This is a genomic window from Bergeyella cardium, from assembly GCF_003614945.1.
In the GTDB taxonomy this organism is placed as follows: Bacteria; Bacteroidota; Bacteroidia; order Flavobacteriales; family Weeksellaceae; genus Bergeyella_A; species Bergeyella_A cardium.
Genome location: NZ_QYCZ01000001.1, coordinates 115,043 through 141,648, shown reverse-complemented (window position 1 = coordinate 141,648; position 26,606 = coordinate 115,043). Strand labels below are relative to the sequence as shown.

General features: G+C 40.9%; 36 protein-coding genes. 8 read left to right on the top strand and 28 right to left on the bottom strand.

Annotated elements, in window-relative coordinates:
- Positions 1-3 precede the first annotated feature (3 nt).
- The 3 genes from D8991_RS00690 to D8991_RS00680 all read right to left on the bottom strand — a co-directional run bounded on the left by D8991_RS00690 (position 4) and on the right by D8991_RS00680 (position 3,016).
- Positions 4-909: a 1-aminocyclopropane-1-carboxylate deaminase/D-cysteine desulfhydrase gene (locus D8991_RS00690; RefSeq protein ID WP_120488287.1), complete on the bottom strand. Its 906-nt coding sequence runs from the start codon at positions 907-909 to the stop codon at positions 4-6.
- A gap of 141 nt (positions 910-1,050) precedes the next feature.
- Positions 1,051-1,386: an MmcQ/YjbR family DNA-binding protein gene (locus D8991_RS00685; RefSeq protein ID WP_120488286.1), complete on the bottom strand. Its 336-nt coding sequence runs from the start codon at positions 1,384-1,386 to the stop codon at positions 1,051-1,053.
- Positions 1,387-1,480: 94 nt separating this feature from the next.
- Positions 1,481-3,016, bottom strand: a complete 1,536-nt coding sequence (locus tag D8991_RS00680; protein ID WP_120489654.1) for a trypsin-like peptidase domain-containing protein — start codon at positions 3,014-3,016, stop codon at positions 1,481-1,483.
- Between the two features lie 233 nt (positions 3,017-3,249).
- Here D8991_RS00680 and D8991_RS00675 point away from each other — a divergent pair, with 233 nt between their 5' ends.
- The 3 genes from D8991_RS00675 (at position 3,250) to ruvB (ending at position 8,542) form a co-directional block, all read left to right on the top strand.
- On the top strand, positions 3,250-4,764 hold the full coding sequence (locus D8991_RS00675; RefSeq protein ID WP_120489653.1) for a GH3 auxin-responsive promoter family protein: 1,515 nt from the start codon (positions 3,250-3,252) through the stop codon (positions 4,762-4,764).
- 3 nt (positions 4,765-4,767) lie between these two features.
- Positions 4,768-7,164 carry a heavy metal translocating P-type ATPase gene (locus D8991_RS00670; protein ID WP_120488285.1) on the top strand — a complete coding sequence of 799 codons (2,397 nt, stop codon included), beginning with the start codon at positions 4,768-4,770 and terminating at the stop codon, positions 7,162-7,164.
- A gap of 355 nt (positions 7,165-7,519) precedes the next feature.
- Positions 7,520-8,542, top strand: a complete 1,023-nt coding sequence (gene ruvB / locus D8991_RS00660; RefSeq protein WP_120488283.1) for a Holliday junction branch migration DNA helicase RuvB — start codon at positions 7,520-7,522, stop codon at positions 8,540-8,542.
- A gap of 6 nt (positions 8,543-8,548) precedes the next feature.
- Here the strand turns inward: ruvB and D8991_RS00655 are convergent, their stop codons facing one another.
- Positions 8,549-9,076, bottom strand: coding sequence for a DUF4251 domain-containing protein (locus tag D8991_RS00655; RefSeq protein ID WP_120488282.1), 528 nt, complete (start codon positions 9,074-9,076; stop codon positions 8,549-8,551).
- Positions 9,077-9,185: 109 nt separating this feature from the next.
- Here D8991_RS00655 and D8991_RS00650 point away from each other — a divergent pair, with 109 nt between their 5' ends.
- Both D8991_RS00650 and D8991_RS00645 read left to right on the top strand, forming a co-directional pair.
- The gene (locus D8991_RS00650) at positions 9,186-9,992 is read left to right on the top strand and encodes a M48 family metallopeptidase (RefSeq protein ID WP_120488281.1); all 807 of its coding nucleotides are present in this window, start codon (positions 9,186-9,188) and stop codon (positions 9,990-9,992) included.
- 36 nt (positions 9,993-10,028) lie between these two features.
- The gene (locus tag D8991_RS00645) at positions 10,029-10,325 is read left to right on the top strand and encodes a hypothetical protein (protein WP_120488280.1); all 297 of its coding nucleotides are present in this window, start codon (positions 10,029-10,031) and stop codon (positions 10,323-10,325) included.
- 26 nt (positions 10,326-10,351) lie between these two features.
- On the opposite strand, the gene D8991_RS00640 is transcribed toward D8991_RS00645, so the two are convergent.
- The 3 genes from D8991_RS00640 to D8991_RS00630 are packed head-to-tail and all read right to left on the bottom strand — an operon-like array spanning position 10,352 to position 12,583.
- A complete protein-coding gene (locus tag D8991_RS00640) occupies positions 10,352-11,035 on the bottom strand; it encodes an RluA family pseudouridine synthase (RefSeq protein ID WP_120488279.1) in 684 nt (227 codons plus the stop codon).
- 3 nt (positions 11,036-11,038) lie between these two features.
- Positions 11,039-11,854 carry a 3-methyl-2-oxobutanoate hydroxymethyltransferase gene (gene panB, locus D8991_RS00635; protein WP_120488278.1) on the bottom strand — a complete coding sequence of 272 codons (816 nt, stop codon included), beginning with the start codon at positions 11,852-11,854 and terminating at the stop codon, positions 11,039-11,041.
- Positions 11,855-11,872: 18 nt separating this feature from the next.
- Entirely contained in the window at positions 11,873-12,583 is a 711-nt protein-coding gene (locus tag D8991_RS00630; protein WP_120488277.1) for a Crp/Fnr family transcriptional regulator, read from the bottom strand.
- Between the two features lie 309 nt (positions 12,584-12,892).
- Here D8991_RS00630 and mutS point away from each other — a divergent pair, with 309 nt between their 5' ends.
- The 3 genes from mutS to D8991_RS00615 are packed head-to-tail and all read left to right on the top strand — an operon-like array spanning position 12,893 to position 16,609.
- Positions 12,893-15,475, top strand: coding sequence for a DNA mismatch repair protein MutS (gene mutS, locus D8991_RS00625; protein ID WP_120488276.1), 2,583 nt, complete (start codon positions 12,893-12,895; stop codon positions 15,473-15,475).
- A 51-nt stretch (positions 15,476-15,526) separates the two neighbouring features.
- Entirely contained in the window at positions 15,527-16,048 is a 522-nt protein-coding gene (locus D8991_RS00620; RefSeq protein WP_120488275.1) for a KdsC family phosphatase, read from the top strand.
- Entirely contained in the window at positions 16,049-16,609 is a 561-nt protein-coding gene (locus tag D8991_RS00615) for a Maf family protein (RefSeq protein ID WP_120488274.1), read from the top strand.
- Between the two features lie 48 nt (positions 16,610-16,657).
- Here D8991_RS00615 and rplQ read toward each other — a convergent pair whose 3' ends face one another.
- The 21 genes from rplQ to rplP form a co-directional block, all read right to left on the bottom strand.
- A complete protein-coding gene (gene rplQ, locus D8991_RS00610) occupies positions 16,658-17,146 on the bottom strand; it encodes a 50S ribosomal protein L17 (protein ID WP_120488273.1) in 489 nt (162 codons plus the stop codon).
- Between the two features lie 6 nt (positions 17,147-17,152).
- Positions 17,153-18,148: a DNA-directed RNA polymerase subunit alpha gene (locus D8991_RS00605; RefSeq protein ID WP_120488272.1), complete on the bottom strand. Its 996-nt coding sequence runs from the start codon at positions 18,146-18,148 to the stop codon at positions 17,153-17,155.
- A 32-nt stretch (positions 18,149-18,180) separates the two neighbouring features.
- Positions 18,181-18,789, bottom strand: a complete 609-nt coding sequence (gene rpsD, locus D8991_RS00600; protein ID WP_120488271.1) for a 30S ribosomal protein S4 — start codon at positions 18,787-18,789, stop codon at positions 18,181-18,183.
- A gap of 18 nt (positions 18,790-18,807) precedes the next feature.
- Positions 18,808-19,197, bottom strand: a complete 390-nt coding sequence (rpsK, locus tag D8991_RS00595) for a 30S ribosomal protein S11 (protein ID WP_120488270.1) — start codon at positions 19,195-19,197, stop codon at positions 18,808-18,810.
- 12 nt (positions 19,198-19,209) lie between these two features.
- The gene (rpsM, locus tag D8991_RS00590; protein ID WP_120488269.1) at positions 19,210-19,587 is read right to left on the bottom strand and encodes a 30S ribosomal protein S13; all 378 of its coding nucleotides are present in this window, start codon (positions 19,585-19,587) and stop codon (positions 19,210-19,212) included.
- 10 nt (positions 19,588-19,597) lie between these two features.
- A complete protein-coding gene (gene rpmJ, locus D8991_RS00585; RefSeq protein ID WP_007839480.1) occupies positions 19,598-19,714 on the bottom strand; it encodes a 50S ribosomal protein L36 in 117 nt (38 codons plus the stop codon).
- A gap of 20 nt (positions 19,715-19,734) precedes the next feature.
- On the bottom strand, positions 19,735-19,950 hold the full coding sequence (infA, locus tag D8991_RS00580; protein WP_120488268.1) for a translation initiation factor IF-1: 216 nt from the start codon (positions 19,948-19,950) through the stop codon (positions 19,735-19,737).
- A 2-nt stretch (positions 19,951-19,952) separates the two neighbouring features.
- Positions 19,953-21,335 carry a preprotein translocase subunit SecY gene (gene secY / locus D8991_RS00575; protein WP_120488267.1) on the bottom strand — a complete coding sequence of 461 codons (1,383 nt, stop codon included), beginning with the start codon at positions 21,333-21,335 and terminating at the stop codon, positions 19,953-19,955.
- A gap of 15 nt (positions 21,336-21,350) precedes the next feature.
- Entirely contained in the window at positions 21,351-21,800 is a 450-nt protein-coding gene (gene rplO / locus D8991_RS00570) for a 50S ribosomal protein L15 (RefSeq protein ID WP_120488266.1), read from the bottom strand.
- Positions 21,801-21,867: 67 nt separating this feature from the next.
- Positions 21,868-22,044 (bottom strand): 50S ribosomal protein L30, encoded by a 177-nt coding sequence (rpmD, locus tag D8991_RS00565; protein ID WP_120488265.1) that lies wholly within the window; start codon positions 22,042-22,044, stop codon positions 21,868-21,870.
- Positions 22,045-22,057: 13 nt separating this feature from the next.
- Positions 22,058-22,579: a 30S ribosomal protein S5 gene (gene rpsE / locus D8991_RS00560; protein ID WP_120488264.1), complete on the bottom strand. Its 522-nt coding sequence runs from the start codon at positions 22,577-22,579 to the stop codon at positions 22,058-22,060.
- A gap of 20 nt (positions 22,580-22,599) precedes the next feature.
- Complete coding sequence (gene rplR / locus D8991_RS00555; RefSeq protein WP_120488263.1) at positions 22,600-22,953, bottom strand: 50S ribosomal protein L18; 354 nt, start codon at positions 22,951-22,953, stop codon at positions 22,600-22,602.
- A gap of 14 nt (positions 22,954-22,967) precedes the next feature.
- On the bottom strand, positions 22,968-23,513 hold the full coding sequence (gene rplF, locus D8991_RS00550) for a 50S ribosomal protein L6 (protein WP_120488262.1): 546 nt from the start codon (positions 23,511-23,513) through the stop codon (positions 22,968-22,970).
- A gap of 17 nt (positions 23,514-23,530) precedes the next feature.
- The gene (gene rpsH / locus D8991_RS00545) at positions 23,531-23,929 is read right to left on the bottom strand and encodes a 30S ribosomal protein S8 (protein ID WP_120488261.1); all 399 of its coding nucleotides are present in this window, start codon (positions 23,927-23,929) and stop codon (positions 23,531-23,533) included.
- Between the two features lie 132 nt (positions 23,930-24,061).
- Positions 24,062-24,331 (bottom strand): 30S ribosomal protein S14, encoded by a 270-nt coding sequence (gene rpsN / locus D8991_RS00540; protein WP_009087322.1) that lies wholly within the window; start codon positions 24,329-24,331, stop codon positions 24,062-24,064.
- A 3-nt stretch (positions 24,332-24,334) separates the two neighbouring features.
- Positions 24,335-24,886, bottom strand: coding sequence for a 50S ribosomal protein L5 (gene rplE / locus D8991_RS00535; RefSeq protein WP_120488260.1), 552 nt, complete (start codon positions 24,884-24,886; stop codon positions 24,335-24,337).
- A gap of 11 nt (positions 24,887-24,897) precedes the next feature.
- Positions 24,898-25,242 carry a 50S ribosomal protein L24 gene (gene rplX, locus D8991_RS00530; protein WP_120488259.1) on the bottom strand — a complete coding sequence of 115 codons (345 nt, stop codon included), beginning with the start codon at positions 25,240-25,242 and terminating at the stop codon, positions 24,898-24,900.
- Positions 25,243-25,261: 19 nt separating this feature from the next.
- Positions 25,262-25,630, bottom strand: coding sequence for a 50S ribosomal protein L14 (gene rplN, locus D8991_RS00525; RefSeq protein WP_120488258.1), 369 nt, complete (start codon positions 25,628-25,630; stop codon positions 25,262-25,264).
- Entirely contained in the window at positions 25,630-25,884 is a 255-nt protein-coding gene (gene rpsQ / locus D8991_RS00520; RefSeq protein ID WP_120488257.1) for a 30S ribosomal protein S17, read from the bottom strand. Before rpsQ ends, rplN begins: the two co-directional genes overlap by 1 nt.
- A gap of 12 nt (positions 25,885-25,896) precedes the next feature.
- Positions 25,897-26,082, bottom strand: coding sequence for a 50S ribosomal protein L29 (gene rpmC, locus D8991_RS00515; RefSeq protein ID WP_120488256.1), 186 nt, complete (start codon positions 26,080-26,082; stop codon positions 25,897-25,899).
- A 10-nt stretch (positions 26,083-26,092) separates the two neighbouring features.
- Positions 26,093-26,518: a 50S ribosomal protein L16 gene (rplP, locus tag D8991_RS00510; protein WP_120488255.1), complete on the bottom strand. Its 426-nt coding sequence runs from the start codon at positions 26,516-26,518 to the stop codon at positions 26,093-26,095.
- Positions 26,519-26,606 lie beyond the last annotated feature (88 nt).

Below are 26,606 nucleotides of genomic sequence, written 5' to 3'. Positions count from 1 at the left end.
AATTTATATTTTTATAATAATGGGTTTTCCTTTTTGGGCTCGTTGCTCATTCATCCCATCTATTCCTTGCAAGCCACCAGTATGAAATGCCAATATCTTCGCCCCTTCGGGGAAGAAGCCCTCATCTATCTTCTCGGTGAGCATCTTCATCATTTTGCCTGTATAGCAAGGGTCAAGCTGTACGCCAAACCTCTGCGAAAAATCATTAATGAAAGAGATAAGCTCATCAGTAACCTTTCCATATCCTCTGCCTGAGGCATCAAATACTTGAAAATTATTCCTGCCCGACCAGTTTGCAATACGGGGCTCGGTATCATCGTTCACAGCTTTAAAGCCTAATGCCGTCTGATGTGCCTCTGCAAATTTGGAAAGTCCTGCGAGCGTGCCCCCTGTTCCCACAGCCGTGCAAAGATAATCAAATTCTTTTGTGCGCTCATCGAGCATAAACTGCACTCCCTCTACGGCAAGGCTGCTAGAGCCCCCTTCAGGGATGATGAGGGCATCGGGGAACTTCTTCTGGAAGACTTCCGAGAGCTTCTGCTTGTCTCGGTACGCCTCTCGGGTTACGAACTCAAAGCGCATCCCATCCTCAAAGGCTTTGGCAAGGGTGGGGTTCGTCTGCCATTTATTTATAAGCTCATCGCCACGAATAATCCCCAAAGTCTTCATACCCATCTCTCGCCCCACAGCCGCCGTAGCCGCAATATGATTGGAAAAAGCCCCACCAAAGGTTACGAGCAAAGGCTCTGCAACCTGCCTCTCCCTATACTTTCGGATATTATAAAAAAGTTTCCAGTATTTATTACCCGAAATCTCTGGGTGCGTAAGGTCCTCTCGCTTGATATAAAGCTCTACCCTGCTAGAATAAGGGATTCTTAGAATCGGAATTTTAAAACTCAGGTGCTGCATAGAAAAATAGTTGAGCAAAGATAATCATTTAGCCGTAAGCTTTAGGCAGTAGGCAGTAGGCGGCAATTAGCTTCTGGCTATTGGCTTTTAGCTACTAGCTATGGGTGGTTAGTTTGTGGTAAGTGCCCGACTGGCTACGGGCTAAGTGCTCCCCACGCAGTGGGTGCCACCTACAAGGTGATAAGAATGTAGGATTAATTCTTTTACAAGGTCTTGGGAGAGGCTTTCTATAAGAAGGGTATTCCAGTGTTTTTTATTCATATGGTAGCCTGGCGTTATTTCAGGGTAGGTTTCTCGGAGCTCAAGAGCTCTTTGAGGGTCGCATTTGAGATTTACTTTTGTAGGTGCCCCTGCAAGCGAGACCAGTGCAAAGATTTTCTTGTGTATGCGGAAGGTAAGAACCCCATCTCCAAAAGGCATATCTTCGGTTGCGAGGGGTAGAGAAAGACAGAAATCTCGGAATTCTTCTATATTCATTTCTATGGTTTTTGAAGCTAATAACAAACTGTTTCAGCTTATCTTTCTCTCTAAAGATGCTGAAACAGTTTGTTTGGTTTATGATACTCTTGTTTTAGTTTGGCATTTTAAAGCCTTTGGTGTAGATACGCCCGTAGTCATCTACGAACTTCACCTGTACATTACCCGTATGCTTATCGAGGATTTTCTCTACATCTTTCTGAGAACTTACGGGCTTGCCATTAATCTCTATAATGATATAGTCATCTACCACACCTATCTTTGCCATCTCTCCACCTTGGGTTACATTCTTGGCAACTACTCCTGAGTTGAGCCCATACGCAGTTTTGAATCTCTCGCTAAGGGGCTCAAACTCGGCACCAATTTTCTCAGTTACGCTGAGGTCTGCCTTTCTCCTTGTGGAAGTCCCTCCTTTCTGGTCTTTCAGAGTTACGGTTACGGTAGTTTCCTTACCATTTCTTACAAAAGTTACTTGAACTTTATCACCTGGTCTCTTGCTACCAACAGCTCCAGAAAGGTCTGAGTAGCCAAGGATATTGGAATTATCAATCTTTTTGATGACATCGCCAATTTTTAAGCCTGCATCTTCTGCTCCACTCTTAGAGGAAACGCTTCGTATATACACACCAGAACCTGATTTTATATTGGTCTTCTCCTGTCTGTTATATGCAGCGATTTGCTGCTCATCAGAAAGGTCTATAACACCAACGCCGAGAAAGCCTCTCTGAACAATTCCAAACTTCTTGATATCTTCCACAATCTTCCTTGCAAGGTTAGAAGGCACTGCAAAGCCATAACCTTGATAGTATCCGTTGGTTGAAGAAATCGCTGAATTAATCCCGATAAGGTCACCATTGGCATTTACCAGCGCACCTCCCGAGTTGCCTGGGTTAATAGCAGCATCGGTCTGCAGGAAGTTTTCAATAGGATTGGACGCCTCTCCGTTAGAACCTAAGAGACCAATACCTCTACCCTTTGCAGAGATAATCCCCGCGGTAACGGTAGAGTTTAGCCCTAGTGGATTACCCACAGCAAGCACCCACTGCCCAACTTCCACAGCATCTGAATTGGCAAAATTCAGGTAGGGAAGACCTTTCTCTTCAATCTTCAAGAGGGAGATGTCTGTATTTGGGTCTGTGCCCACAAGGGTTGCGATATAGGATTTCTTATTGCTAAGGACTACTTCCAGTTTATTAGCTCCTGCTACCACATGGTTATTTGAGATGATGTATCCATCAGGAGAGATAATAACCCCAGAGCCCATACCCGAAGGCATATTGTCTGGTGCTTGCTGCTGCTGTCTCTGCCTACTGTTATTATTCCCAAACGGGTCTCCAAAGAAGAAATCAAACAAATCCTGATTCTGTACTCTGCCAGAAACTCTGCTCTTATAATTCTTAATGGTTACAACTGCTGGTACGGTAGTTTTGGCTGCCTTTACAAAGTCATCTGCCACTGCAGCACTATTCATACCCACAAACTGTGCTCCGCTATTATCCTTCGGTGCGAAGTAAGAGTAATCATTATCTGAATTCCCATTATCAAAAGCCTTAATAGCTCCAAAAGTAGTAGCTCCTGAAACTACTCCTACCACTGCGTAGGATAGAATTGATTTTACTGTTTTATTCATATTCATCTGTTTTTAATATTATACTTTAATCTACTTTATTCATTTAATTACCCCACAAATTTAATGCTAAATAAGTAAAGCATCATTGAAAAATGTTACCACTTTAACCAAAGTTTAACAAGGCTAATGGCATATTTAAGACTTTATTCGCAATTGAGATGACAGATAATGACAGATTGACCATTATCCCACACAAAAAGAGGCTTTCTACAAAAAATTATTACCTTTGTCCTATGCCAGCCAAAACACTTTTTAATTCAGTAGTAAACTGGTTTATCAAAAAGAGAATAGACCAGATTGAGCAGTTTATCAAAGAGCCCGTACAGACTCAGGAAGCTGTATTATTCCTGCAATTACTAAAAGCCAAAGACACAGTTTATGGCAGGGAATTCGGGTTTAAGGATATTAATTCCATCAGCGACTTCCAGAAGCAAGTGCCCATCGTAAGCTACGAAGACTTTGAGCCCTATATAGAGCGGGCAAGGCAGGGAGAGAAAGATGTTATCTGGCAAGGAGGCATTCGCTGGTTTGCAAAATCATCTGGCACTACAAACGCTAAGAGTAAATTCATCCCCATTACGGAAGAAAGCCTTAACGACTGCCACTATAAAGCGGGGAAAGACCTCGTATCTATCTACGCTAATAACCACCCAGAGAATCAATTATTCTCCAACAAAAACCTGAGACTTGGCGGCAGCTCCGAGATGTATGAAAACTTTGACACCAAGTACGGAGACCTCTCTGCCATCCTGATAGACAACCTCCCATTTTGGGTAGAAATCACCACTGTACCGAGCAAGAAAGTCTCCCTAATGTCCGAATGGGAAACCAAGATGAAAGCCATAGTCTCCGAAGTACTCACCGCTGATGTAGGTAGTCTCTCTGGCGTACCGAGCTGGATGATGGTTCTCCTGCAAAGGGTATTAGAGGAATCTGGCAAAGAAAATATCGGGGAGTTATGGCAAAACCTTGAAGTATTCTTCCACGGAGGGATTAGCTTCAAGCCCTACCGAGAACAATATAAGCAGATTATCGGGAGAGAGATTAACTACTACGAGATATACAATGCCTCCGAAGGCTTCTTTGGGATACAGGACAGGCACGGCTCAGATGAGCTCCTCCTTATGCTAGACTATGGAATCTTCTATGAATTTATAAAAATGGAAGACTTCGGGAAAGCAAACCCAAGAACCTATACCATAGGAGAAGTAGAAAAAGGGATAAATTACGCAATGCTCATCACTACCAATGGTGGGCTGTGGAGATACCTCATCGGAGATACGGTTTATTTCACCTCTACCGAGCCTTACCGAATAAAAATCTCTGGCAGGACTAAGCATCACATCAATGTATTCGGTGAGGAGCTGATGATTGATAATGTAGAAACCGCCATAGAAATCGCCTGCAAGAAGACCCATTCCAGTGTGAAGGACTATACAGGTGCTCCCGTCTTTATGGAAGGAAACTCCAAAGGTGCCCACGAATGGATTTTTGAGTTTAATGATGAGCCTGAAGACTTCAATGCCTTTAAGCAAGAATTTGATTCTGCATTAAAAGACCTCAACTCCGACTACGAAGCGAAGCGATACAATAATATGACCCTAAGGGAACCCATTATTCATAAAGCCAAGCCCAACCTCTTCTTCGAGTGGATGTCTTCCCGAAACAAGCTCGGGGGGCAAAACAAAGTACCACGCCTCAGCAATGAAAGAGAATACATAGAACCCCTCCTTGAAATGAACCGATAACCTATGGGCGAGACCTCACAACAGCACTGCTACCACTGCGGACAGGAGATTGATAAAGAAAAAATCTTCTTCGATGAGAAAGCCTTTTGTTGCAATGGTTGCAAATCCGTCTACGAAATCTTAAACCTAAACCATTTAGAGAACTTCTATACCCTGAACAAACAGTCGGGAATACGACCAGATGACAATCTCTCGCAGTTTGACTACCTCGATACCCCAGAAATATTCAGCAAAGTAACCGACTTCTCTGAGGGGGAGACTACACTCGTTACCTTTAAGATTCCCGTTATCCATTGCTCCTCCTGCATCTGGCTTTTAGAGAGCTTGAGTAGCCTGAACCCTCATATCAAGTACTCGCAAGTTAATTTCACGAGGAAGAACCTTCAAGTATCTTTTAATCACAATGAACTCAAACTAAGCGAGCTCGCAAAGTTCCTTACCAACCTTGGGTATAAGCCTGCCATCAACCTAGAAACAGCCGACAAAAAGGAGGAATCCTTGGATAAATCCCTGCTGATAAAATTTGCCATAGCAGGCTTCGCTTTCGGGAATGGAATGTTTTTCAGCTTCCCAGAATACGCACAAGAGATTTTAGGTACCAATGACCTTTGGATGGACAGCTACAAACACCTGTTCCGATGGATGGTCTTCCTGCTCTCCACTCCCGTAGTGTTTTATTCTGCTTCAGATTACTTTAAATCTGCCTACTTCGGGCTAAAAAACAAAATCGTCAATATCGATGTACCTATCGTACTCGGCATTCTGGTGCTCTACGGCAGGAGTATCTATGAGATGCTTACAGACTTTGGTCCTGGCTACTTTGATACCCTTTGCGGACTGCTGTTCTTTATGCTCCTTGGAAAGATTTTCCAGAAGCGCACCTACTCTTCCCTCTCCTACGACAGGGATTATAAATCCTTCTACCCCATTGCCGTTACCAAAATAGAAGCTGGGGGCAAGCAGGAAAACATCCTCCTCTCTCAACTGAAGGTAGGCGACAGGATTATGGTGAGAAACCAAGAGATTATCCCAGTAGATTCTATACTGATACAGGGCGAAGGGAATATAGACAACTCCTTCATCACGGGAGAGAGCGCCACCATTCCTAAAAAGGCAGGAGATAAAATCTTTGCTGGAGGAAAACAAATCGGCTCCATCCTCGAACTTGAAGTGATAAAAAGCGTAGATCAGAGCTACCTGACTCAGCTTTGGAACAAAGAAGCTTTCAAGAAAGCAGAAACGGGATTGGATAACCTCACCAACCGCGTAAGCAAGTACTTCACCTTCGTTATCCTCGCCATTACGCTCATTGCAGGAGTCTATTGGAGCCAAGTAGATTTCGAGAAGATGTTCCAAGTAGTTTCCGCCATTCTCATCATCGCCTGTCCGTGTGCCTTAGCCCTGTCGGCACCCTTTACTTTGGGGCATATAATGAGAATACTCGGGCGGCATAAATTCTATGTAAAAGATACATTGACCATAGAAAAACTCTCAAAGATAGATACCCTCGTTTTTGATAAAACAGGAACCATTACCCAGACTAAGAAATCTCAGATAGAGTACAAAGGCAAAGCCCTCTCGGAATTTGATGCTCAAAATATCAAAACCCTATTAAAGAACTCCAACCATCCGCTTTCCAAATCACTCTATGAGTTTCTGAATATCCCCGATGAATATTTCCCTGTGGAGAACTACCAGGAAACCTCTGGAAAAGGCTATTCTGCCACTATACGAAGCCATCAATACCTCATCGGCTCTGCTCAATTCATAGGAGAAACCGCCTCCGAAATAGAAACCGCCGTCTATATCCGAAGAGATAATGAATTTCTCGGCAAATACCTCTTTAAAAACGAATACAGAAAAGGGATTTCACAGATGTTTTCAGACCTAAAAGACTACAAAATCTATATCCTCAGCGGTGATAATGCCTCCGAAGAGCAAACCCTTCGCGAGAAAGCACCGAATATCTCTGGATTATCCTTTAATCAAAGCCCTGAGGACAAGCTCAGCTTCATCCAACAGCTGCAAGAGCAAGGGCGCAAAGTCGCAATGCTGGGCGATGGGCTAAACGATGCAGGAGCCCTAAAACAAAGCAGCGTAGGAATCGCTATAGCCGATGATACCAATGCCTTTACCCCCTCCTCCGATGTTATTATGAGCGGGCAGGTTCTCCCACACCTAAGAAACTACATCACCCTGACCAAAGACGCGATGAACATCATCAAAGCAATGTTCGTCATCAGTTTTCTCTATAATATTATAGGGCTTGGCTTTGCTGTTTCTGGCAACCTCTCCCCTCTCATTGCTGCCATTCTAATGCCCATAAGCTCCATTACTGTAGTTTCCTTTACTGCCCTCGCCTCCCACGCCGCAGCATATCGCAGGTGGCGCTCTCATTAGCACGAGGGGCTATGATAGGTCTGCTAAAACTGTATATTACTATCCTCTTGGGGCAATTAAAAAAGCGAGACGGGCTCGCTCTCTCAGGCGAGGGTGACTCGCTCTCTCGGGCGAGGGTGACTCGCTCTCTCGGGCGAGGATGGCTCGCTCTCTCAGGCGAGGGTGGCTCGCTCTCTCAGGCGAGGGTGACTCGCTCTCTCGGGTGATAGACCTATAAATAAAAAATACAGCCTTTAAAGAGGCTGTACTTTTTTGCTTTAGGCTTTAGGCAGTAAGCCTAACCACACATCGCCTACTGCTTACTGCCTAAAGCCTACTGCCTTTTTAGTATATTTGTCGGGAAAAATTAGAGAAAATGCCAGATTTTTTACATCCAGATAAGGAGAATTTTTCGCCTCAGGACTTGGATATGGAGGAGAGGATTCGTCCGCAATCGTTCAGCGATTTTGCGGGGCAGAGAAAGACGCTTGAGAACTTGGAAGTATTCGTTGCCGCTGCAAAGAAAAGAGGGAGTGCCCTTGACCATACCCTGCTTCACGGCCCACCAGGGCTGGGGAAAACCACCCTCTCGCATATTATCGCCAATGAACTGGGGGTGAATTGTAAGGTAACCTCAGGTCCCGTGCTGGATAAGCCTGGTAGCCTCGCAGGGATATTGACCAATCTGGAAGAAAATGATGTGCTTTTCATCGACGAGATACATCGGCTCTCGCCCATCGTGGAGGAGTATCTGTACTCGGCAATGGAAGATTATAAAATCGATATAATGCTCGAGACAGGCCCTAATGCCCGCTCGGTACAAATAGGGCTCAATCCCTTTACCCTTATCGGAGCTACGACCAGAAGCGGAATGCTTACCAAACCGATGCTCGCAAGATTCGGCATCCAAAGCAGGTTGGAGTATTACAACATAGAGCTCCTGAGTAGCATTATACAGCGAACAGCAAGGGTTTTAGGAGTTCCGATTGATGAAAATGCAGCCATAGAAATCGCCAGACGAAGCCGAGGAACCCCAAGAATAGCCAATGCCCTGCTGCGAAGAGTGAGGGACTTTGCCGAGATAAAGGGGAATGGCAAGATAGAAATAGAAATCGCCAAGTACGCACTCAACTCACTCAATGTAGATGAATACGGACTGGACGATATGGATAATAAAATTATGCGGGTGATGATAGAGAACTTTAAAGGTAAGCCTGTGGGCATCTCCGCATTGGCGACTTCGATTGGGGAGAACCCCGAGACCTTAGAGGAGGTATATGAGCCTTACCTGATTCAGGAGGGGTTTATCATCCGTACCCCTCGCGGTAGGGAGGTTACCGAGAAAGCGTATAAGCACCTCAACCTTTCCAAGCCTTCTCACCCAGGGGAATTGTTTTAGTGAGGGCTATTTCTCTTCTACTTTGGTTACAAAACCGTCGTAGGAAATCGGCTGGCGATCAGATGAACTTATAGAAAGATATGCCCTGCCATTAGAGAAAATTTCAAGGCTCATCCTTTTTACTGAAGGCTGATCCTTCACATCAAAGGTATAGAGCATACCGCGCTTGCCTCTATCGGTTTTCGTCATATAAAAATCCTTGGATTCAAAATTAAAACCGGCATCTCTACCACCATAGGAGAGGTTATACGCCCTCCCGAAATAGGGAAGATGTACGAAGAGGGCATCTTTCTGCACCTCTAATGTATAGCCCTGCCCTGATAAATCTAAAATCCTCATAGGGACTGCTCCAGGGATAGATGCAGAGGCATTATTTACCGCCGAATAATCCATAGGCGTAGCCTTCTCTGCCACAAAAGAGAAACGGTCTTCTGCAATCATCTGAGATAAAACCCCTGATTCTACATAGCGTTTAGAAGCACAAGAGCTTAAAACCACTAAAAATCCAAAGTAAACCAAAACGAACTTTTTCATTGGGAGAAGTTTTTATTATTAAACAGGGAGCTTATCATCAAAATCTATGCAAATCACGGCACATTTGGAATACTAATTGCAAATCTACACGGCATTTAATAGCATCATTATGAAAATTTCAGCATATATTTCAGCAGGGCTAGTGTCCCTATCTTTACTCGGCTGTACTACTAACCCTATTACAGGTAGAAAATCCTTTCAGCTAACTTCTCTCAACCCAGAGATACAAGCGAGCTCTTTTAGCCAATACAGAGCTACACTCAACAAGAGCAAAGTGATTAATAATACCTCTGCAGCAAGGCAGGTAAAAGCTGTAGGACAAAGGATAAGGAATGCTGCCCACGCCTATTACAGAAGTATAGGAAGGGAGCAGGATTTAGCATCTTATGCCTGGGAATTTAACCTCATAGAGGATAAGCAGGTAAATGCCTGGTGTATGCCTGGCGGCAAAGTAGCGGTATATACTGGGATACTTCCTGTAACAAAAAATGAAACAGGAATGGCAGTAGTAATGGGGCACGAAATTGCCCACGCACTTGCAGGGCACGGTAATGAGAGAATATCTCAAGCAATGGTAGCTCAGTATGGTGGAGCGATTCTCGGTAGTGCTATCTCAGATGCTCAATGGGCAAGGGTATTCCAAGAGGCCTATCCTCTGGGCTCGCAGATGGTACTTCTAAAGTACGGTCGTAGTCAGGAATTAGAAGCCGATGAAATAGGGCTTTACCTAATGGCAATGGCAGGCTATGACCCAAGGCAAGCACTCCCCTTCTGGGAGAGAATGGAGGCACAATCCAGCGGACAGAGAAATCCAGAGTTTCTCTCTACCCACCCCCACCCCGAAAGCCGAAGAGCAGATATCACAAGGCACTTGCCTCGAGCATTGAATTATTACAAACAAGCAGGAGGTAAATAAATATTTTAATACATTTGACGCCTAAAATTTAAATCTATGCGAAGTTTATTAATCATTGGAGTAATCCTTTTAGCTGTGGCTACTGGATTTTTTTATATTGCCGACTTTAAAGTACGAGACCTTTTTGAATCCGCTATCCTAATGGGGATTATTTGTGGAATTGGTATTGGGCTTATCATTGGAGGTGTAGTAGGCTATGTTTCCAAAGGTGTAGCGATAAAAACCGCTCAGAAAGAAAAGGAATTTAAAGCACTGCAAAAGGAAAAAGAAAAACTGGAAAAGCAGGCAGCAAATCTCTCTGATACTCATTCTAATTCAGGTAATACTATTTAAGAGGTAAATGAATTGCCTCTTTTTTTTTATTTCCCCTCCTCACACGCACTCCAAACGGTATCTTGCTGAGGTACGGGAGCCGTGATTTCTATACGCTCTCGGGTTACGGGGTGAATAAACTCCAGTTTTCTGGCGTGTAGAGAGATTCCTCCATCTTGGTTTGAGCGCGGTGCACCATACTTTAAATCTCCTTTAATTGGCAAGCCTATCTTTGAGAGCTGTGCCCGAATCTGATGATGCCTGCCCGTCTCTAAATCTACCTCCAAGAGCTGGTAATTATCCAATACTTTTATAATGGTATAGGTAAGTACGGCTTTCTTAGCCCCATCCGTAGGCTTTGTAAAGACAATTGCCTTGTTATTTTTCTCATTTTTTTTGAGGTAATGCACCAGCCTCTGGCTTTTAGGGACGATTTCCTTAGGCACAATAGCCCAATAGGTTTTCTTTATCTCTCTGTTTTTTATCATCTGAGTAAGGCGAGAGAGTGCCTTTGAGGTTTTAGCATAAATCACCAAGCCCGAAGTAGGTCTGTCTATACGATGAACCAAGCCGAGGAATACATTCCCTGGTTTATGGTCTCGCTCTTTGATAAAATGCTTTAGGGTTTCCAAGAGAGATTCATCACCTGTTTTATCTCCTTGCACGAGCTGCCCAGCCCGTTTGTTGATAATCAAAAGGTGGTTATCCTCATACAGAATCTGGTCTTGCATCGGTTAGTAGCTTTCGTTTGAGTTGGGAAAATCTTTTCCCTTTACATCTTTTACATATTGGGAAACGGCTCCTGTAATTTCGGAGTAGAGATTAAGATAGCGTCTTAAGAATTTAGGTGAGAAGCCTTGATTCATCCCCACCATATCGTGATAGACGAGCACCTGACCGTCACAATCTGCCCCAGCGCCTATACCAATAGTAGGTATCGTAAGACTTTTGGAGACTTTTTTTGCCAGTTCTGCCGGGATTTTCTCTAATACAATAGCAAAGCATCCGAGCTTCTCGAGGAGTTTTGCATCGGAGATGAGTTTCTCTGCTTCCTGCTCTTCTTTTGCTCTTACTTTATAGGTACCGAACTGGTAGATGGACTGTGGAGTAAGCCCCAGGTGCCCCATTACGGGGATTCCTGCATTTACAATCTTTTGTATGGAGTCTTCTATCTCCTTACCTCCTTCGATTTTTATGGCGTGTGCTCCGCCTTCTTTCATCATCCTCACGGCAGACTCGAGAGCTTTCTCGGCATTGGATTGATAAGTCCCAAAAGGTAAATCTGCCACTACTAATGCTCTACTTACGCCTCTCACTACGGATTGAGTGTGATAAATCATCTGATCCAAGGTAATCGGGAGTGTAGTTTCGTGCCCTGCCATTACATTAGAGGCAGAGTCTCCTACAAGAATAGCATCTACCCCTCCTGCATCTACCATTTTAGCAGTGGTAAAGTCATACGAGGTGAGCATTGTGATTTTCTCACCTTCAAACTTCATCTTTCTTAGAGTCTCTGTGGTTACTTTTTTTATTTCTGAGTAGGTTGACATTTAGCTTCCTTTTTTCTTTTAGTTACAATGCCCAAGTTTCATCAGCTTTGAGCGATCTAAAACCTTAATATTCCTCCCTTCTACCTCTATCAATCTATCGGCTTTAAATTCGGAGATGAGTCTAATGGCACTCTCTGTTGCTGTACCGATAAGGTTCGCTATTTCCTCTCGGGTGAGGGCTATTTTTATGTATCCTTCAGGGTCTGTGCCAAGACGGTCTTCGAGGAGGAGGAGGATTTCTGCAAGCCGCTCTCTTACGGTTTTCTGTGCCAGTAGTGTAATGGTATTGGAAGATTCTCCCAGCTCATAAGCTATTTTTTGAAGCATTGCATAGGCAAGTTTAGAATCGTGTTCCAGTATAAGGAGAAAGGTCTCAGCAGGGATAAAGTAGGTCTCTACACTGGTCATAGCCTCTGCTTTTGCCTGAAATGCCTCATGGCAAAGAAGTGAGCGATAGCCTACAAGATCTCCTTCCTTTATAAACCTGAGGATTTGGTCTTTGCCATAAACTCCAGACTTGGAGAGTTTAGCAATACCTTTTTCTATAATATAAACTCCCTTAGCATTATCTCCATCATCAAACATCGTATCTCCCTTTCGGAAAGTTATAAACTTCCGTGAGCGTAGTAGTCTATCAAAATACTCTTTCGGCAATCTGTCTCTCAGTCCTTCTGTATCAAGTGCCTTATGGAGGCTTGCTTCGATATGATTATATTTCTCTACTGACATAGATATGATATTTATCAGCAAATATAAGTTTTTTTTAATTAAGACAAAGAGGTCTCTAATTAATTAGAAACCATATAACAAACTCCCCTGAAACTTAAAAATACTCCTGCATATCCTCCTTCTTGATAGAAAAATATTTTTCTTTTGCTTTAAGGAAGAAAAGCCATTTTTAAAGGTAGAATAATCTTATTCTTCACCCCTTCCAAGGGGGTAAATTATAGGTAAAATAGTTATAAAACAATACCCTGTCATCATACAAAGCGTAAGGCTATGAGATTATTCCTTATTTTTGCTCATCAATAAAAAATTATGGCAAAAAAGAGCAAAGAAACCCCACTAATGCAGCAGTACAATACGATAAAAGCAAAATACCCAGACGCAATACTACTGTTTAGAGTGGGAGACTTTTATGAAACCTTTGGAAGTGATGCAGTGCGAACGGCAGAGGTACTGGGCATTGTCCTCACCAAAAGGAATAATGGCAGTTCACATACAGAACTGGCAGGTTTTCCACATCATTCCTTAGATTCTTATTTGCCAAAACTCGTAAGAGCAGGGCTGAGGGTAGCCGTATGCGACCAATTAGAAGACCCCAAAATGGTAAAAGGTATCGTAAAACGAGGGGTAACAGAACTTGTAACCCCTGGAGTAACCTTTAATGACCAAGTCCTTAGCTCAAAGAAAAACAACTTCCTGCTATCCTTGCACAGGGAAAAGGAAAAATTTGGCATCGCACTGATAGATGTCTCCACAGGTGAATTCTTGGTAAGCGAAGGCAATCTTGAGAAGCTCATCCATATTGTCCACAGCTTTGACCCAAGCGAAATCATCTACCAACGAACACAAGCTCTACCCGAACAACTGAAAAACAGGGCAACCTTTAAACTGGAAGACTGGGCATTTCAGTACAACTATGCCAAGGAAAAACTCACCCAGCAGTTCAAAACCCAATCCTTAAAAGGTTTCGGTATAGAAGATATGCCACTGGCAATAACCGCCGCAGGAGCTATCCTCGCCTATCTGATAGAAGATACACACCACAACCTGCTGGCACACATCATCAACATAAAAAAAATTCCAGATGACGAATACCTGCTGATGGATGGCTTTACACTAAGAAATCTGGAAATCATCTACCCAACCTCCAAAGAAGGGAAAAGCCTGCTGGACATCATAGACCGTACAGCAACTCCTATGGGGGCACGGCTCCTCAGAAGGAGGCTCATCCTCCCCCTTAAAACCGTAAATGATATAGAACGGAGGCTACATCTCGTAGACTTTTTTAATAAAGAAGACGCATTAAAGTTTGAAATCTTAGAGCTTCTAAAAAGCCTCTCGGACCTTGATAGGCTGATGGGAAAACTCGCCTCCGAACGCATTAGTCCAAAAGAATTCGGGCACTTGAGGCAGAGCCTTATCAATATTAGAAAGATAAAAGAGCTCCTCAGCCCTAAGCACGACCTCCTCGCTTGGATAAAACCCCTTAACGAACTCTCCGAGCTCATCTCCTATTTAGAAAGCCACCTTAATGAAGAGCTCCCCATAAGCATCGCCAAAGGAAATGTAATAAAATCTGGAGTAAATACCGAGCTGGATGCCCTCAGAAGCCTTCAAAACAAAGGAAAGGACTATCTGGAAGAAATGTGCAACCGAGAGATAGAACGAACAGGGATTTCAAGCCTTAAAATCAGCTTTAATAATGTCTTCGGCTACTATATAGAAGTGAGAAACACCCATAAGGACAAAGTACCCGCAGACTGGATTCGTAAGCAAACCCTCGTAAATGCAGAGCGCTACATCACCGAAGAGCTCAAAGACTACGAAGAGCAAATCTTGGGGGCAGAAGAAAAAATTTCCATACTCGAGCAGCAGCTCTACAAAGAAACCTGCTACGAAGCGATGAAATATATAGACCTCATACAGGAAAACAGCCAAATCACTGCCCAGCTCGATATCGCAACGGCATTCTCCGACCTCGCCACTGTCGAAGGCTATACCAAACCTTCATTAAACGATGGATACGCCATCAACCTGAAAGAAGCAAGGCACCCGATTATTGAAAACACCCTCCCCTTAGGCGAGAAATACATCCCCAATGATATTTATTTGGATAGAGATAGCCAGCAAATCCTAATGGTTACAGGCCCGAATATGGCAGGTAAATCCGCCATCCTAAGGCAGACGGCAATCATCGCACTGATGGCACAAACAGGCAGCTTCGTGCCCGCAAAATCTGCCGAAATTGGAGTGCTCGATAAAATCTTCACCCGAGTAGGTGCCTCCGACAATATCTCCGCTGGAGAATCTACCTTTATGGTGGAGATGAACGAGGCCGCGAATATCTTAAACAACATCTCCGAGCGCAGCCTCATCCTCCTCGACGAAATCGGGAGGGGAACTTCCACCTACGACGGGGTATCTATCGCTTGGGCGATTGCCGAGTATCTGCACCAGCACCCCACAAAGCCCAAAACCCTCTTCGCCACCCACTACCACGAGCTCAATGAAATGGCAGCATCTTTTGAGAGGATTAAAAATTTCCACATCTCCATCCAAGAGAATAAAGGGAACATTATCTTCCTCCGAAAGCTCATCGCAGGCGGTAGCGAGCACAGCTTCGGTATCCACGTGGCGAAGCTGGCGGGTATGCCTTCCAAAGTGATTAACCGCGCCAATGAAATATTGGAAACCTTGGAGAGCAGCCGTAGCCAAAAGGCGTCTAAAAAGATTAAACAAACCACCGAAAAGAACCTCCAGCTTTCCTTCTTCCAATTGGACGACCCTACGCTGGAAAGCATCCGCGATGAGCTCAACAAAATCAATATCAATGCCCTCACCCCCATCGAAGCACTGATGAAACTCAACCTGATAAAAGAAATGGTCAGCGCTTAACTCTCCCCTCCAAAATACAATGGACACTACACAAACAAAAAATAATAATAAATGAACTATAAAGAAAAACTAAAAGACATCAAGGCATTCGTTTTTGATGTAGATGGAGTATTCACCGACGGTACGGTATACCTCCTCCCAGGCGAAAATATGTGCAGAGCAATGAGCTCCTTAGATGGCTACGCCGTAATAAAAGCCCTGAAGCAAGGATACAAAGTAGGAATCATCACAGGAGGGAGCGACCCGATGGTAAAGTACCGATTCTCATACTTGGGAGTGGTGGATTACTACCCAAAGTCTAAGGACAAGATAAAAGATTTAGAGCATTTCAAAGCAATTTATAATCTGAAAGACGAAGAAATACTCTCAATGGGTGATGACATCCCTGATAGAGAAATGCTCAAGCAGAGCCACATCGCTGCCTGCCCACCGAACGCCGTACCCGAAATAAAAAAAATAGCGGATTATATCAGTCCCATAAAAGGAGGTTCGGGCGCCGTGCGCGATGTGATAGAACAAGTACTGAAAGCCCAGGGCCACTGGGATGTAACCGATGAAACCCCATCCATATAAATGAAACTCCTGCTCGCATCCCAATCCCCCCGAAGGAAAGAACTCCTCCAATGCTTGGGATTCCCCTTCGAGGTCGTCTCAATCCATTGCGATGAGTCTTACCCCTCCCAGCTCCCCATTTGTGAAGTAGCCGCTTACCTTTCATTAAAAAAAGCCAACAGCTACACTCACCTGCGCTCGGGCGAAATCCTCCTCACCGCAGATACTATTGTGAGCTGTAGCGGCCAAATATTAGGAAAACCCAGAGATAAACAAGAAGCCGCCCAGATGCTAAAAAAACTCTCTGGGAACACCCACGAAGTCTATACGGGAATTACCTTAAAAACCAGCACAAAAACCACCACCCTTACGGATAAAGCCGAAGTAGAATTTATGCCTATCAGCAGTGAGGAAATCGATTTCTATATCAATGAGTTTAAACCGCTGGATAAGGCAGGGAGCTACGGGATACAGGACTGGATAGGGATGGCGAAAATAAATAAAATCTCGGGGAGCTACTATACCATTATGGGGCTACCAACCCACCTGATTTATAAGGAACTAAACAAGCTCACCAAATAAAAAAAGCCATTCGATTGAATGGCTTTTTTAGGTTATATACTGAAAAAATTATTCTTCAGTCTTTTCTTCAGTAGCTTCTACTTTTGCTTCTTCTGCAGCGGGTGCATCTATAGCTTTTTTAGTAGATCTTCTACTTCTTCTTGTTGCTTTTTTCTCTTCAGCTTTAGGGTTGTAAAGCTCGTTAAAGTCTACAAGCTCGATAATTGCAGTATCTGCGGCATCGCCAGGTCTAAATCCTGTTTTGATGATTCGGGTATAGCCTCCGTTTCTTTCTGCAATTTTTGGAGCGATAGTTCTGAAGAGCTCGCTTACTGCATATTTATTTTGCAGGTAAGAGAATACTGTTCTTCTGTTATGTGTAGTATCTTCTTTAGCTTTAGTAAGAATGGGTTCAACGAATACTCTTAAAGCTTTAGCTTTAGCAACAGTAGTGTTGATTCTTTTATGCTCGATAAGAGAACAAGCGAGATTAGAAAGGAGTGCGCTTCTGTGAGAAGCAGTTCTTCCTAAGTGATTGAATTTTTTACCGTGTCTCATTTTTTATTAATTATCAGCGTCTAATTTATATTTTGCTACGTCAAAACCGAAGTTAAGACCTTTAGAGTGTACTAACTCTTCCAATTCTGTTAAAGATTTCTTACCGAAATTTCTAAATTTCATAAGATCAGACTTACTATAAGAAACCAGCTCACCAAGAGTTTCTACTTCTGCTGCTTTCAGGCAGTTTAGGGCTCTCACTGAGAGATCCATATCTGAAAGTTTAGACTTGAGTAGTTGTCTTGTATGTAGAGTTTCTTCATCATACTGGATGGATGCTTTCACGGCTTCTGTCTCTAATGTAATTCTCTCGTCTGAGAATAGCATAAAGTGATATATCAATATCTTGGAAGCCTCTGTAAGTGCTTTTTGAGGAGAAATAGAACCATCGGTTTCTATATCCAGTACGAGTTTTTCGTAGTCTGTTTTTTGCTCTACACGATAGTTTTCAACTGTATATTTCACTTTCTTTATCGGTGTAAAGATAGAGTCAATAGCGATAGTTCCGATAGGAGCATTATTAGATTTATTCTGCTCTGATGGTACATATCCTCTACCTTTTTCAATATTGAAAGTTATCTCAAATGATACATTCTTATCTAAGTTGCAGATAATATGGTCTGAGTTTAAAACCTCGAAACCGCTTATTGACTTAGCTAAATCGCCAGCTGTTACCGTATTCTTACCTGAGACTTTCACAGAAACTTGTTCATTAGCTTGGTTTTCAGCTTTTGCTTTAAACCTTACTTGTTTCAAGTTTAGGATAATTTCAGTTACATCTTCAATAACTCCTGGAATTGTTGAAAATTCGTGCTCTACACCTTCAATTTTGATAGATGAAATAGCATATCCTTCCAGAGAAGAAAGAAGCACTCTTCTCAATGCATTACCGATAGTAAGGCCGAAACCAGGTTCTAAAGGTCTGAACTCAAACTGACCTTTAAAATTATCTGAATTAAGGAGGATTACTTTATCGGGTTTGATGAATTGTAAAATTGCCATATTGTTGGTTGAGCAAAAATTTAATTATAAAATTATTTAGAGTAAAGTTCGACGATAAGTTGTTCTTTTATATCTTCTGGGATTTGAATTCTCTCAGGGACGGATACAAAAGTACCTTCTTTTTTCTCGTCATTAAATTGTAACCACTCGTAGTTTACTCTTGAAGCCAAGGCATCAGCTACTACATCGAGTGATTTAGATTTCTCTCTTACAGCAACCACATCACCAGCTTTTAGCAAGTAAGAAGGGATATTTACAACTTCTCCGTTTACAGTGATGTGTCTATGGGAAACCAATTGTCTTGCAGCGGCTCTGGTTTTAGCAAAACCGAATCTATACACTACATTATCCAATCTTGATTCGCATAATTGTAAAAGAACTTCACCTGTTACTCCTTTACTTCTATCAGCCTTAGTAAAGAGGTTTGCGAATTGTCTCTCGAGGATACCATAAGTGTATTTAGCTTTTTGTTTTTCTGCTAACTGCACTGCGTATTCGGAGCGTTTTGCACCTCTTCTTTTGTTAGGTCCGTGTTGTCCTGGTGGTTGGTTTCTTCTTCTTTCGAAGTTTTTATCATCGCCATAGATTGCTGCACCAAATTTTCTAGCAATCTTAGTTTTAGGTCCAATATATCTAGCCATAATGGTAAATTCTAAAAATTAAACTCTTCTTCTTTTTGGTGGTCTACATCCATTGTGTGGCATAGGAGTCACATCAATGATTTCACTCACTTCAATTCCAGAATTGTGAATAGAACGGATAGCAGATTCTCTACCTGCACCTGGACCTTTCACAAATACTTTTACTCTTCTAAGACCAGCTTCGTGAGCTACTGCTGCACAATTTTCAGCTGCCATTTGAGCTGCAAAAGGAGTATTCTTTTTAGAACCTCTGAACCCCATTTTACCAGCGGAAGCCCAAGAGATTACCTCTCCATTTTTATTTGTCAAAGAAATAATAATATTATTAAAAGATGCCTGGATATGTGCTTCTCCAATAGCCTCTACTTTTACTTTTCTTTTTTTAACTGTTTTTGTTTGTTTTGCCATAATTCTTAACGATTATTTACTTGCTTTTTTCTTATTAGCAACAGTTTTTCTTCTTCCTTTACGGGTTCTAGAATTGTTTTTCGTTCTTTGGCCTCTTAAAGGTAATCCTAGTCTGTGACGTATTCCTCGTTGGCAACCAATATCCATTAATCGCTTAATGTTTAGTTGAATTTCTGAACGAAGCTCTCCTTCTACTTTCACATTTTCGGAGATATACGTTCTAATTGCTGCCAAGTCATCGTCATTCCATTCATTGACTTTCTTGTCCTCGCTGATACCGGTAGCCTTAAGAATTTCAGAAGCGGTACTTCTTCCGATTCCGAAAATATAAGTTAAACCGATAACACCTCTTTTGTTTTTTGGTAAATCAATACCTGCAATTCTCGCCATAATTTAATTCTTAACCTTGTCTTTGTTTAAATTTTGGGTTTTTCTTGTTGATTACAAACAGTACTCCTTTTCTTCGTACAATTTTGCAATCAGCACTTCTTTTTTTAATAGATGCTCTAACTTTCATTTCTTTTTGCTTTATAAGCGTTAATATCTAAATGTAATTCTACCCTTAGTCAAGTCATAAGGGGACATTTCAAGTCTTACTTTATCTCCAGGTAGCAATTTAATATAGTGCATTCTCATCTTACCAGAGATATGAGCTATAAGTATATGCCCATTTTCTAATTCTACGCGGAACATAGCATTAGAAAGAGCTTCTACTATTACGCCATCCTGTTCAATATGTTTCTGTTTTGCCATAATTATAGCCCGGTTGTTCTTGATAATTTTGATTGCGTTAAGCCATCATAATGATGATTCAACAAATAAGTATTAATCTGCTGAACGGTATCCATAATTACCCCTACCATAATCAGTAGTGATGTTCCTCCAAAAAACAGCGCAAATCTGTCTGTCTGTACAAGAGATCCATACACTAATGCGGGAAGGACGGCAAATATAGCCAAAAATATTGATCCCGGCAAAGTAATTTTTGATAAAATATCATCAAGATAATCTGCTGTGTCTTTACCAGGTCTTACTTTTGGTATTAATCCTCCATTTTTCTTAAGGTCATCAGCCATTTGATTTACTGGAATCGTAATTGCTGTGTAGAAGAATGTAAAGATAATAATAAGTATGGCAAACAGCACATTATACTGCCAACTGAATACATTTTTGAATCCTGCGAAAAACTGATTCGTTTCATCAATATTCGTCAATAGCCCTGGAACAAACATCAATGCCTGTGCAAAGATAATTGGCATTACCCCTGCTGCATTTACTTTTAATGGTATCCACTGTCTTGCTCCTTGTGTTAAGTTACGAGTAGCTCCACCTCTTGCGTGTGCTCTGCTCACATACTGGATAGGGATTTTTCTAACCACAACTGAAAGTACAATTGCAAGTAAAACTACCAACATCCAGAATAGAACTTCAACAAGAATCATTACATTTCCTAATCCTCCTTTACCTGTTTGAGTAGAGAATTCCTGCAAGAATGCTGCAGGGAAATCTGCTAAAATACCAACCATAATGAGGATAGAAATACCATTTCCAATGCCTTTATCTGTTATCTTCTCACCTAACCACATAGCGAAGAGCGAACCTGCTACCAAGATTACTATGCTTGGGAACCAAAACATAAATGTATTTGGATCAACATAATATGCTTGTGCAAACTGGTTATATGGTAAGAAATACTGTGTAATTGAAGTAAGATAAGATGGTGCCTGTACTAAGCACACGGCAATTGTAAGCCATCTTGTAATCTGGTTCAAAGTATTTCTACCGCTCTCTCCATCTTTCTGTAGTTTTTGAAGATAAGGGATCGCCATTCCCATTAGTTGCACTATAATCGATGCCGAAATATAAGGCATAATTCCCAATGCCATAATGGATGCACGGCTAAAAGCCCCACCAGTAAAAGATGAAAGCAAACCAAGAAGGCCAGCTCCTTGTCCGCCACCTCCTTGGTTTCTGTATTGTTCCAATAAACTACCCACCTCTGCCATATTAATAGCAGGCAGTGAAATATATGAAGCAAATCTATACACCAATATAATACCCAAAGTAAAGAGTATTTTATCTCTCAGTTCTTTCAGGCTCCAAATGTTTTTTAAGGTCTGTATAAATCCTACTTTCATATTCAGTTTTTATTTTTATAGAGTAATTGCTTTACCTCCAGCTTTGGAAATTAATTCCTCAGCAGATTTAGTAAACTTGTCAGCAGTAATAGATACTGAAGATTTAAGCTCTCCTCTACCTAAAATTTTCACAAGTTCATTTTTAGATGCTAATCCATTTTCTACTAAAACTTCTTTTGTAATATCTCCAGAGATATTTTTAGTATCGATCAGGGTCTGGATAGTATCTAAGTTTACACCTCTATATTCTTTTCTATTTACATTTTTGAAGCCGAATTTAGGCAATCTTCTCTGCAAAGGCATTTGACCACCCTCAAATCCGATTTTTTCAGAATAACCAGATCTTGATTTCTGACCTTTGTGCCCTTTTGTAGAAGTACCACCTTTTCCACTTCCTTGTCCTCTACCTACTCTTTTAGAGTTATGAGTAGAGCCTTTTGCTGGCTGTATATTATTTAAATTCATTATTTATTTAATTAATATGATTAAGGAGAGATTAGAATAATGGATTATACTAATCTCTACCTGTAATTTATTTTTGAACTTCTACTAAGTGTGCTACAGTTGCTATCATCCCGAGTATAGCGGGTGTAGCTTCGTGCTCTACAACCTGGTGAAGTTTTCTAAATCCTAATGCTTCAAGCGTTCTTTTTTGGGTTTTTGTTCTCCCAATAGCGCTCTTAACTTGTTTTACTTTAATAGTTGCCATTGTTGTGAATTTTTTAACCGTTAAATACTTTGCTTAAAGAAATACCTCTCAATCTTGCAATCTCTTCAGGTCTTCTAATATCTAATAACGCTTTGAATGTAGCTTTAACCACATTATGCGGGTTAGATGAACCTTTAGATTTTGAAAGAATATCGTGGATACCTGCGGATTCTAATACAGCCCTTACAGCACCACCAGCAATAAGCCCAGTACCGTGGGAAGCTGGTCTAAGGAATATATCCGCACCACCGTATCTTGCAGAAGTCTGGTGAGGTATAGTATGGTTCATTACTGGCACTCTAACCAAGTTTTTCTTAGCATCTTCTACTGCTTTTGCAATTGCAGATGCAACTTCTTTAGATTTACCTAAACCAAAACCAATTACCCCATTTTCATCTCCTACTACTACGATAGCAGAAAATCCGAATGCTCTACCACCTTTGGTTACTTTCGTTACTCTATTTACAGCTACGAGACGATCTTTTAACTCTAATCCTCCCGGTTTTACTTTTTCTATATTATCTAGTCCTAACATAATTTTCCGAAATTTTTTGATTAGAATTGAAGACCACCTTCTCTTGCACCATCAGCTAGAGCTTTGATTCTTCCGTGATATACGAAACCATTTCTATCGAATACCACTTTCTCAATGCCCGCAGCTTTTGCTTTCTGAGCAATAGCTTTACCTACAGTAGCAGAAACTTCAGTCTTAGTACCTTTAGCATCTACTCCCTTCTCTCTTGAAGATGCAGATACCAAAGTCTTACCGCTTTGATCATCGATTAACTGAGCATAAATCTCTTTATTACTTTTGTATACAGATAATCTTGGCAATTCTGCAGAGCCAGAGATTTTCCCTCTCACTCTTCTTTTAATTCTATTTCTTTTTTCTAATTTATTTAGTGCCATTGTCTTAAAATTTATTATGCAGATTTACCAGCTTTTCTTCTAATAACTTCACCTACGAATCTCACACCTTTACCTTTATATGGCTCTGGTTTTCTAAATGAACGGATCTTCGCAGCCACCATTCCTAGAAGCTGTTTATCATGCGATGTTAAAGTAATGATTGGATTTTTACCTTTCTCAGTTTCTGTATTTACAGCAATCTCTTTTGGTAGTTCTACCACGATACCGTGAGAGAAACCAAGAGCTAATTCAAGTTTCTGACCTGAATGAGATGCTCTATACCCTACACCCACAAGTTCTAATTTTTTCTCGAAGCCTTGATGAGTTCCAACAATCATATTGTTTATCAAAGCTCTATAAAGACCGTGAAGTGCTTTATGCTGTTTAGAATCAGATGGTCTGTTTACTGTAAGTACTCCATCTTTTTGCTCAATCGTAATCCCTCCTGTAAGCTCCTGAGATAATTCTCCTTTTGGACCTTTTACTGTTACTACACTTTGATTTTCTGTAATAGTAACACCAGCAGGAATTGTTATAATTGCTTTACCAATTCTTGACATTTTCCTTTAATTAATGGTTAATATACATAGCAGATTACTTCACCTCCTACTTTCTCTTCTCTCGCTTTTTTATCAGTCATTACACCTTTAGATGTAGAGATGATAGCGATACCCAAACCGTTTAATACTCTTGGCAGCTCAGTAGCTCCAGCGTATTGTCTTAGACCTGGTCTAGAAGCTCTTTGAATCTTCTTAATCACAGGTTTTCCAGTTTTTTTATCATACTTCAAAGCGATTTTGATTGTCCCTTGAACACTATTATCTTCAAACTTGTAGTTTAAGATATAGCCTTGATCAAACAGGATTTTCGTAATCTCCTTTTTAATTTTTGATGCAGGAATTTCCACCACTTTGTGGCCTGCGCTTTGTGCGTTCCTTACTCTAGTCAGGAAATCTGAAATTGGATCTGTTAACATTCTTTATTTATTAATTATTGGTCAAAAATAATCAGTTTTCAAAGGCAAAAAGACAATTTTATCAATCTAAGCAGAGATGATATCATCATCCATTTGCCTTTAAACTTAATTATCGTTATTAAATTTTAATTATTACCAACTTGCTTTTTTAACTCCCGGTATAAGACCTTGGTTCGCCATTTCTCTAAAAGTTACTCTGGAAATACCAAAAGTTCTCATATAACCTCTTGGTCTACCTGTAAGTTTACATCTATTGTGTAGTCTCACTGGAGACGCATTTTTAGGAAGTTTTTGTAATGCTTCATAATCGCCAGCTTCTTTAAGAGCCTGTCTTTTTGCAGCATATTTAGCAACTAATGCTTCTCTTTTGCGCTCACGCGCTTTCATTGATTCTTTTGCCATTTCTTAGTTCTTTTTAAATGGTAAACCGAAGTGAGTTAATAATGCTTTTGCTTCTTTATCAGTCTTTGCTGATGTTACAAAAGTGATGTCCATCCCTTGAATTTTTTTCACTTTATCGATTACGATTTCAGGGAAAATGATTTGCTCAGTAATACCGAGGTTATAATTTCCTCTTCCATCGAATCCATCTGCTTTGATACCGTTAAAATCTCTAATTCTTGGAAGAGCAGAAGAAGTTAATCTATCCAAGAACTCATACATTCTGTCAGCTCTTAGGGTAACTCTTGCTCCGATTGGCATTCCTTTTCTCAATTTAAAAGAAGCCTCGTCTTTCTTAGAAACGGTTCCAACGGCTTTCTGACCTGTAATTGCAGTAAGCTCTTCTACAGCATAATCTACAATTTTCTTATCTGCTGTAGCAGCACCCAAACCTTGAGAAACAACGATTTTCTCTAATTTAGGAACCTGCATAATAGACTTGTAGCCAAATTCTTCCATCATTGCTGGAACAATTTTCTCTTTATACGCTTTCTTTGGTCTTGCTATATACGTCATTGTTTTCTACTTTATAAGGTTTCACCTGTAGCCTTAGAGATTCTAACGCTTCTCGTTTTCTTCTTACCATTTCTCTCTACTTCTACTCTCTTAAAGCCAACTTTAACGATTTTACCGTCTTTGTCGACCAAAGCTACATTAGAAATATGTAGAGAAGCCTCTCTCTCTATAATACCACCTTGAGGATTTTGAGCGGATGGTTTTACGTGTTTTTTCACGATATTTACACCTGCTATGATCACTCTTGGATCTTGACCTTCTTTTCTTATCACTTCAATAACTTCACCTTTACTACCTTTATTTTTACCAGTAGTAACGATTACATTATCTCCTCTTTTAATTTTAACTTTTGCCATTTCTTTTAGATTTTAAAAATTAAAGTACTTCAGGAGCTAATGAAATGATTTTCATATACTCTTTATCTCTTAACTCACGAGCAACTGGTCCGAAAACACGAGTTCCTCTCATTTCTCCAGCTGCATTTAAAAGAACACAAGCATTGTCATCAAAAGAGATGTAAGAACCATCTTTTCTTCTAACTGCTTTTTTAGTTCTCACTACAACAGCTTTAGAAACCTGACCTTTTTTAGCATTTCCTGATGGTGTTGCATCTTTGATAGTCACTACGATTTTATCACCAACTGAAGCATATCTTCTTCTCGTACCTCCGAGAACTCTGATTACAAGTACCTCTTTTGCACCTGTATTATCAGCAACTTTTAATCTTGATTCTGTTTGTAACATTACTTAGCTTTTTCAATGATTCTTACTAATCTCCATCTTTTATTTTTGCTCAAAGGTCTTGTTTCTTGGATAAGAACAGTATCTCCTTCGTTGCACTCATTATTCTCATCATGTGCAGTATATTTTTTCGTTTTCAAAACGAATTTACCGTACAGCGGATGTTTCACTCTCGTTGTCTCACTAACAACAATGGTCTTTTCCATTTTATTGCTGGAAACAACTCCAATTCTTTCTTTTCTTAAATTTCTTTCCATTGTAAAATGAAATTATTGTTTGTTAGTTAACTCCGTTTTTATTCTTGCAATTGTTCTTCTCAAATCTCTGATTTGAATAGGATTTTCAATTGGGCTAATTCTATGAGCCAAAGTCAGTTTCTGATACTGAGCTTGAACTTCTGCCAATTTATTTTGAAGATCCTCTACACTTAAATTTTTAATTTCAGTACTTTTCATTATTCAAAGATTATTGAGGTTTAACAAAATCATTAGCTACTACAAACTTGGTTACCACTGGAAGTTTTTGAGCAGCAAGTCTAAGAGCTTCTTTTGCTACTTCGTAAGGCACTCCACCTACTTCAAACATTATTCTTCCTGGTTTTACTACAGCTACCCAGTATTCCACAGCACCTTTACCTTTACCCATCCTTACTTCGGCTGGTTTTTTAGTAATCGGTTTATCTGGGAATATTTTAATCCATAGCTGTCCTTCCCTTTTCATATATCTGGTAGCCGCGATACGAGCTGCCTCGATTTGTCTTGCAGTAATCCAAGCTCCTTCAATGGCTTTAATTCCGAATGTTCCGTAAGCTAATTGAGCACCTCTATTAGCATTACCTTTCATCTTCATTTTATGAACTCGTCGGAACTTGGTTCTTTTTGGTTGTAACATAATTTCTAAATTTTAGATTTCCTATTTTAGATTTTAGATTTTCTATTTTAAAAAAGTAACGGTAATTTAAAATTAAAAATGTCTAATC

Excerpts from the sequence above, each read along its gene's own strand:
- D8991_RS00690 (WP_120488287.1), bottom strand. The coding sequence starts at position 909 with ATGCAGCACCTGAGTTTTAAAATTCCGATTCTAAGAATCCCTTATTCT.
- D8991_RS00685 (WP_120488286.1), bottom strand. The coding sequence starts at position 1,386 with ATGAATATAGAAGAATTCCGAGATTTCTGTCTTTCTCTACCCCTCGCA.
- D8991_RS00680 (WP_120489654.1), bottom strand. The coding sequence starts at position 3,016 with ATGAATAAAACAGTAAAATCAATTCTATCCTACGCAGTGGTAGGAGTA.
- D8991_RS00675 (WP_120489653.1), top strand. The coding sequence starts at position 3,250 with ATGCCAGCCAAAACACTTTTTAATTCAGTAGTAAACTGGTTTATCAAA.
- D8991_RS00670 (WP_120488285.1), top strand. The coding sequence starts at position 4,768 with ATGGGCGAGACCTCACAACAGCACTGCTACCACTGCGGACAGGAGATT.
- ruvB (WP_120488283.1), top strand. The coding sequence starts at position 7,520 with ATGCCAGATTTTTTACATCCAGATAAGGAGAATTTTTCGCCTCAGGAC.
- D8991_RS00655 (WP_120488282.1), bottom strand. The coding sequence starts at position 9,076 with ATGAAAAAGTTCGTTTTGGTTTACTTTGGATTTTTAGTGGTTTTAAGC.
- D8991_RS00650 (WP_120488281.1), top strand. The coding sequence starts at position 9,186 with ATGAAAATTTCAGCATATATTTCAGCAGGGCTAGTGTCCCTATCTTTA.
- D8991_RS00645 (WP_120488280.1), top strand. The coding sequence starts at position 10,029 with ATGCGAAGTTTATTAATCATTGGAGTAATCCTTTTAGCTGTGGCTACT.
- D8991_RS00640 (WP_120488279.1), bottom strand. The coding sequence starts at position 11,035 with ATGCAAGACCAGATTCTGTATGAGGATAACCACCTTTTGATTATCAAC.
- panB (WP_120488278.1), bottom strand. The coding sequence starts at position 11,854 with ATGTCAACCTACTCAGAAATAAAAAAAGTAACCACAGAGACTCTAAGA.
- D8991_RS00630 (WP_120488277.1), bottom strand. The coding sequence starts at position 12,583 with ATGTCAGTAGAGAAATATAATCATATCGAAGCAAGCCTCCATAAGGCA.
- mutS (WP_120488276.1), top strand. The coding sequence starts at position 12,893 with ATGGCAAAAAAGAGCAAAGAAACCCCACTAATGCAGCAGTACAATACG.
- D8991_RS00620 (WP_120488275.1), top strand. The coding sequence starts at position 15,527 with ATGAACTATAAAGAAAAACTAAAAGACATCAAGGCATTCGTTTTTGAT.
- D8991_RS00615 (WP_120488274.1), top strand. The coding sequence starts at position 16,049 with ATGAAACTCCTGCTCGCATCCCAATCCCCCCGAAGGAAAGAACTCCTC.
- rplQ (WP_120488273.1), bottom strand. The coding sequence starts at position 17,146 with ATGAGACACGGTAAAAAATTCAATCACTTAGGAAGAACTGCTTCTCAC.
- D8991_RS00605 (WP_120488272.1), bottom strand. The coding sequence starts at position 18,148 with ATGGCAATTTTACAATTCATCAAACCCGATAAAGTAATCCTCCTTAAT.
- rpsD (WP_120488271.1), bottom strand. The coding sequence starts at position 18,789 with ATGGCTAGATATATTGGACCTAAAACTAAGATTGCTAGAAAATTTGGT.
- rpsK (WP_120488270.1), bottom strand. The coding sequence starts at position 19,197 with ATGGCAAAACAAACAAAAACAGTTAAAAAAAGAAAAGTAAAAGTAGAG.
- rpsM (WP_120488269.1), bottom strand. The coding sequence starts at position 19,587 with ATGGCGAGAATTGCAGGTATTGATTTACCAAAAAACAAAAGAGGTGTT.
- rpmJ (WP_007839480.1), bottom strand. The coding sequence starts at position 19,714 with ATGAAAGTTAGAGCATCTATTAAAAAAAGAAGTGCTGATTGCAAAATT.
- infA (WP_120488268.1), bottom strand. The coding sequence starts at position 19,950 with ATGGCAAAACAGAAACATATTGAACAGGATGGCGTAATAGTAGAAGCT.
- secY (WP_120488267.1), bottom strand. The coding sequence starts at position 21,335 with ATGAAAGTAGGATTTATACAGACCTTAAAAAACATTTGGAGCCTGAAA.
- rplO (WP_120488266.1), bottom strand. The coding sequence starts at position 21,800 with ATGAATTTAAATAATATACAGCCAGCAAAAGGCTCTACTCATAACTCT.
- rpmD (WP_120488265.1), bottom strand. The coding sequence starts at position 22,044 with ATGGCAACTATTAAAGTAAAACAAGTTAAGAGCGCTATTGGGAGAACA.
- rpsE (WP_120488264.1), bottom strand. The coding sequence starts at position 22,579 with ATGTTAGGACTAGATAATATAGAAAAAGTAAAACCGGGAGGATTAGAG.
- rplR (WP_120488263.1), bottom strand. The coding sequence starts at position 22,953 with ATGGCACTAAATAAATTAGAAAAAAGAAATAGAATTAAAAGAAGAGTG.
- rplF (WP_120488262.1), bottom strand. The coding sequence starts at position 23,513 with ATGTCAAGAATTGGTAAAGCAATTATAACAATTCCTGCTGGTGTTACT.
- rpsH (WP_120488261.1), bottom strand. The coding sequence starts at position 23,929 with ATGTTAACAGATCCAATTTCAGATTTCCTGACTAGAGTAAGGAACGCA.
- rpsN (WP_009087322.1), bottom strand. The coding sequence starts at position 24,331 with ATGGCAAAAGAATCAATGAAAGCGCGTGAGCGCAAAAGAGAAGCATTA.
- rplE (WP_120488260.1), bottom strand. The coding sequence starts at position 24,886 with ATGACGTATATAGCAAGACCAAAGAAAGCGTATAAAGAGAAAATTGTT.
- rplX (WP_120488259.1), bottom strand. The coding sequence starts at position 25,242 with ATGGCAAAAGTTAAAATTAAAAGAGGAGATAATGTAATCGTTACTACT.
- rplN (WP_120488258.1), bottom strand. The coding sequence starts at position 25,630 with ATGTTACAAACAGAATCAAGATTAAAAGTTGCTGATAATACAGGTGCA.
- rpsQ (WP_120488257.1), bottom strand. The coding sequence starts at position 25,884 with ATGGAAAGAAATTTAAGAAAAGAAAGAATTGGAGTTGTTTCCAGCAAT.
- rpmC (WP_120488256.1), bottom strand. The coding sequence starts at position 26,082 with ATGAAAAGTACTGAAATTAAAAATTTAAGTGTAGAGGATCTTCAAAAT.
- rplP (WP_120488255.1), bottom strand. The coding sequence starts at position 26,518 with ATGTTACAACCAAAAAGAACCAAGTTCCGACGAGTTCATAAAATGAAG.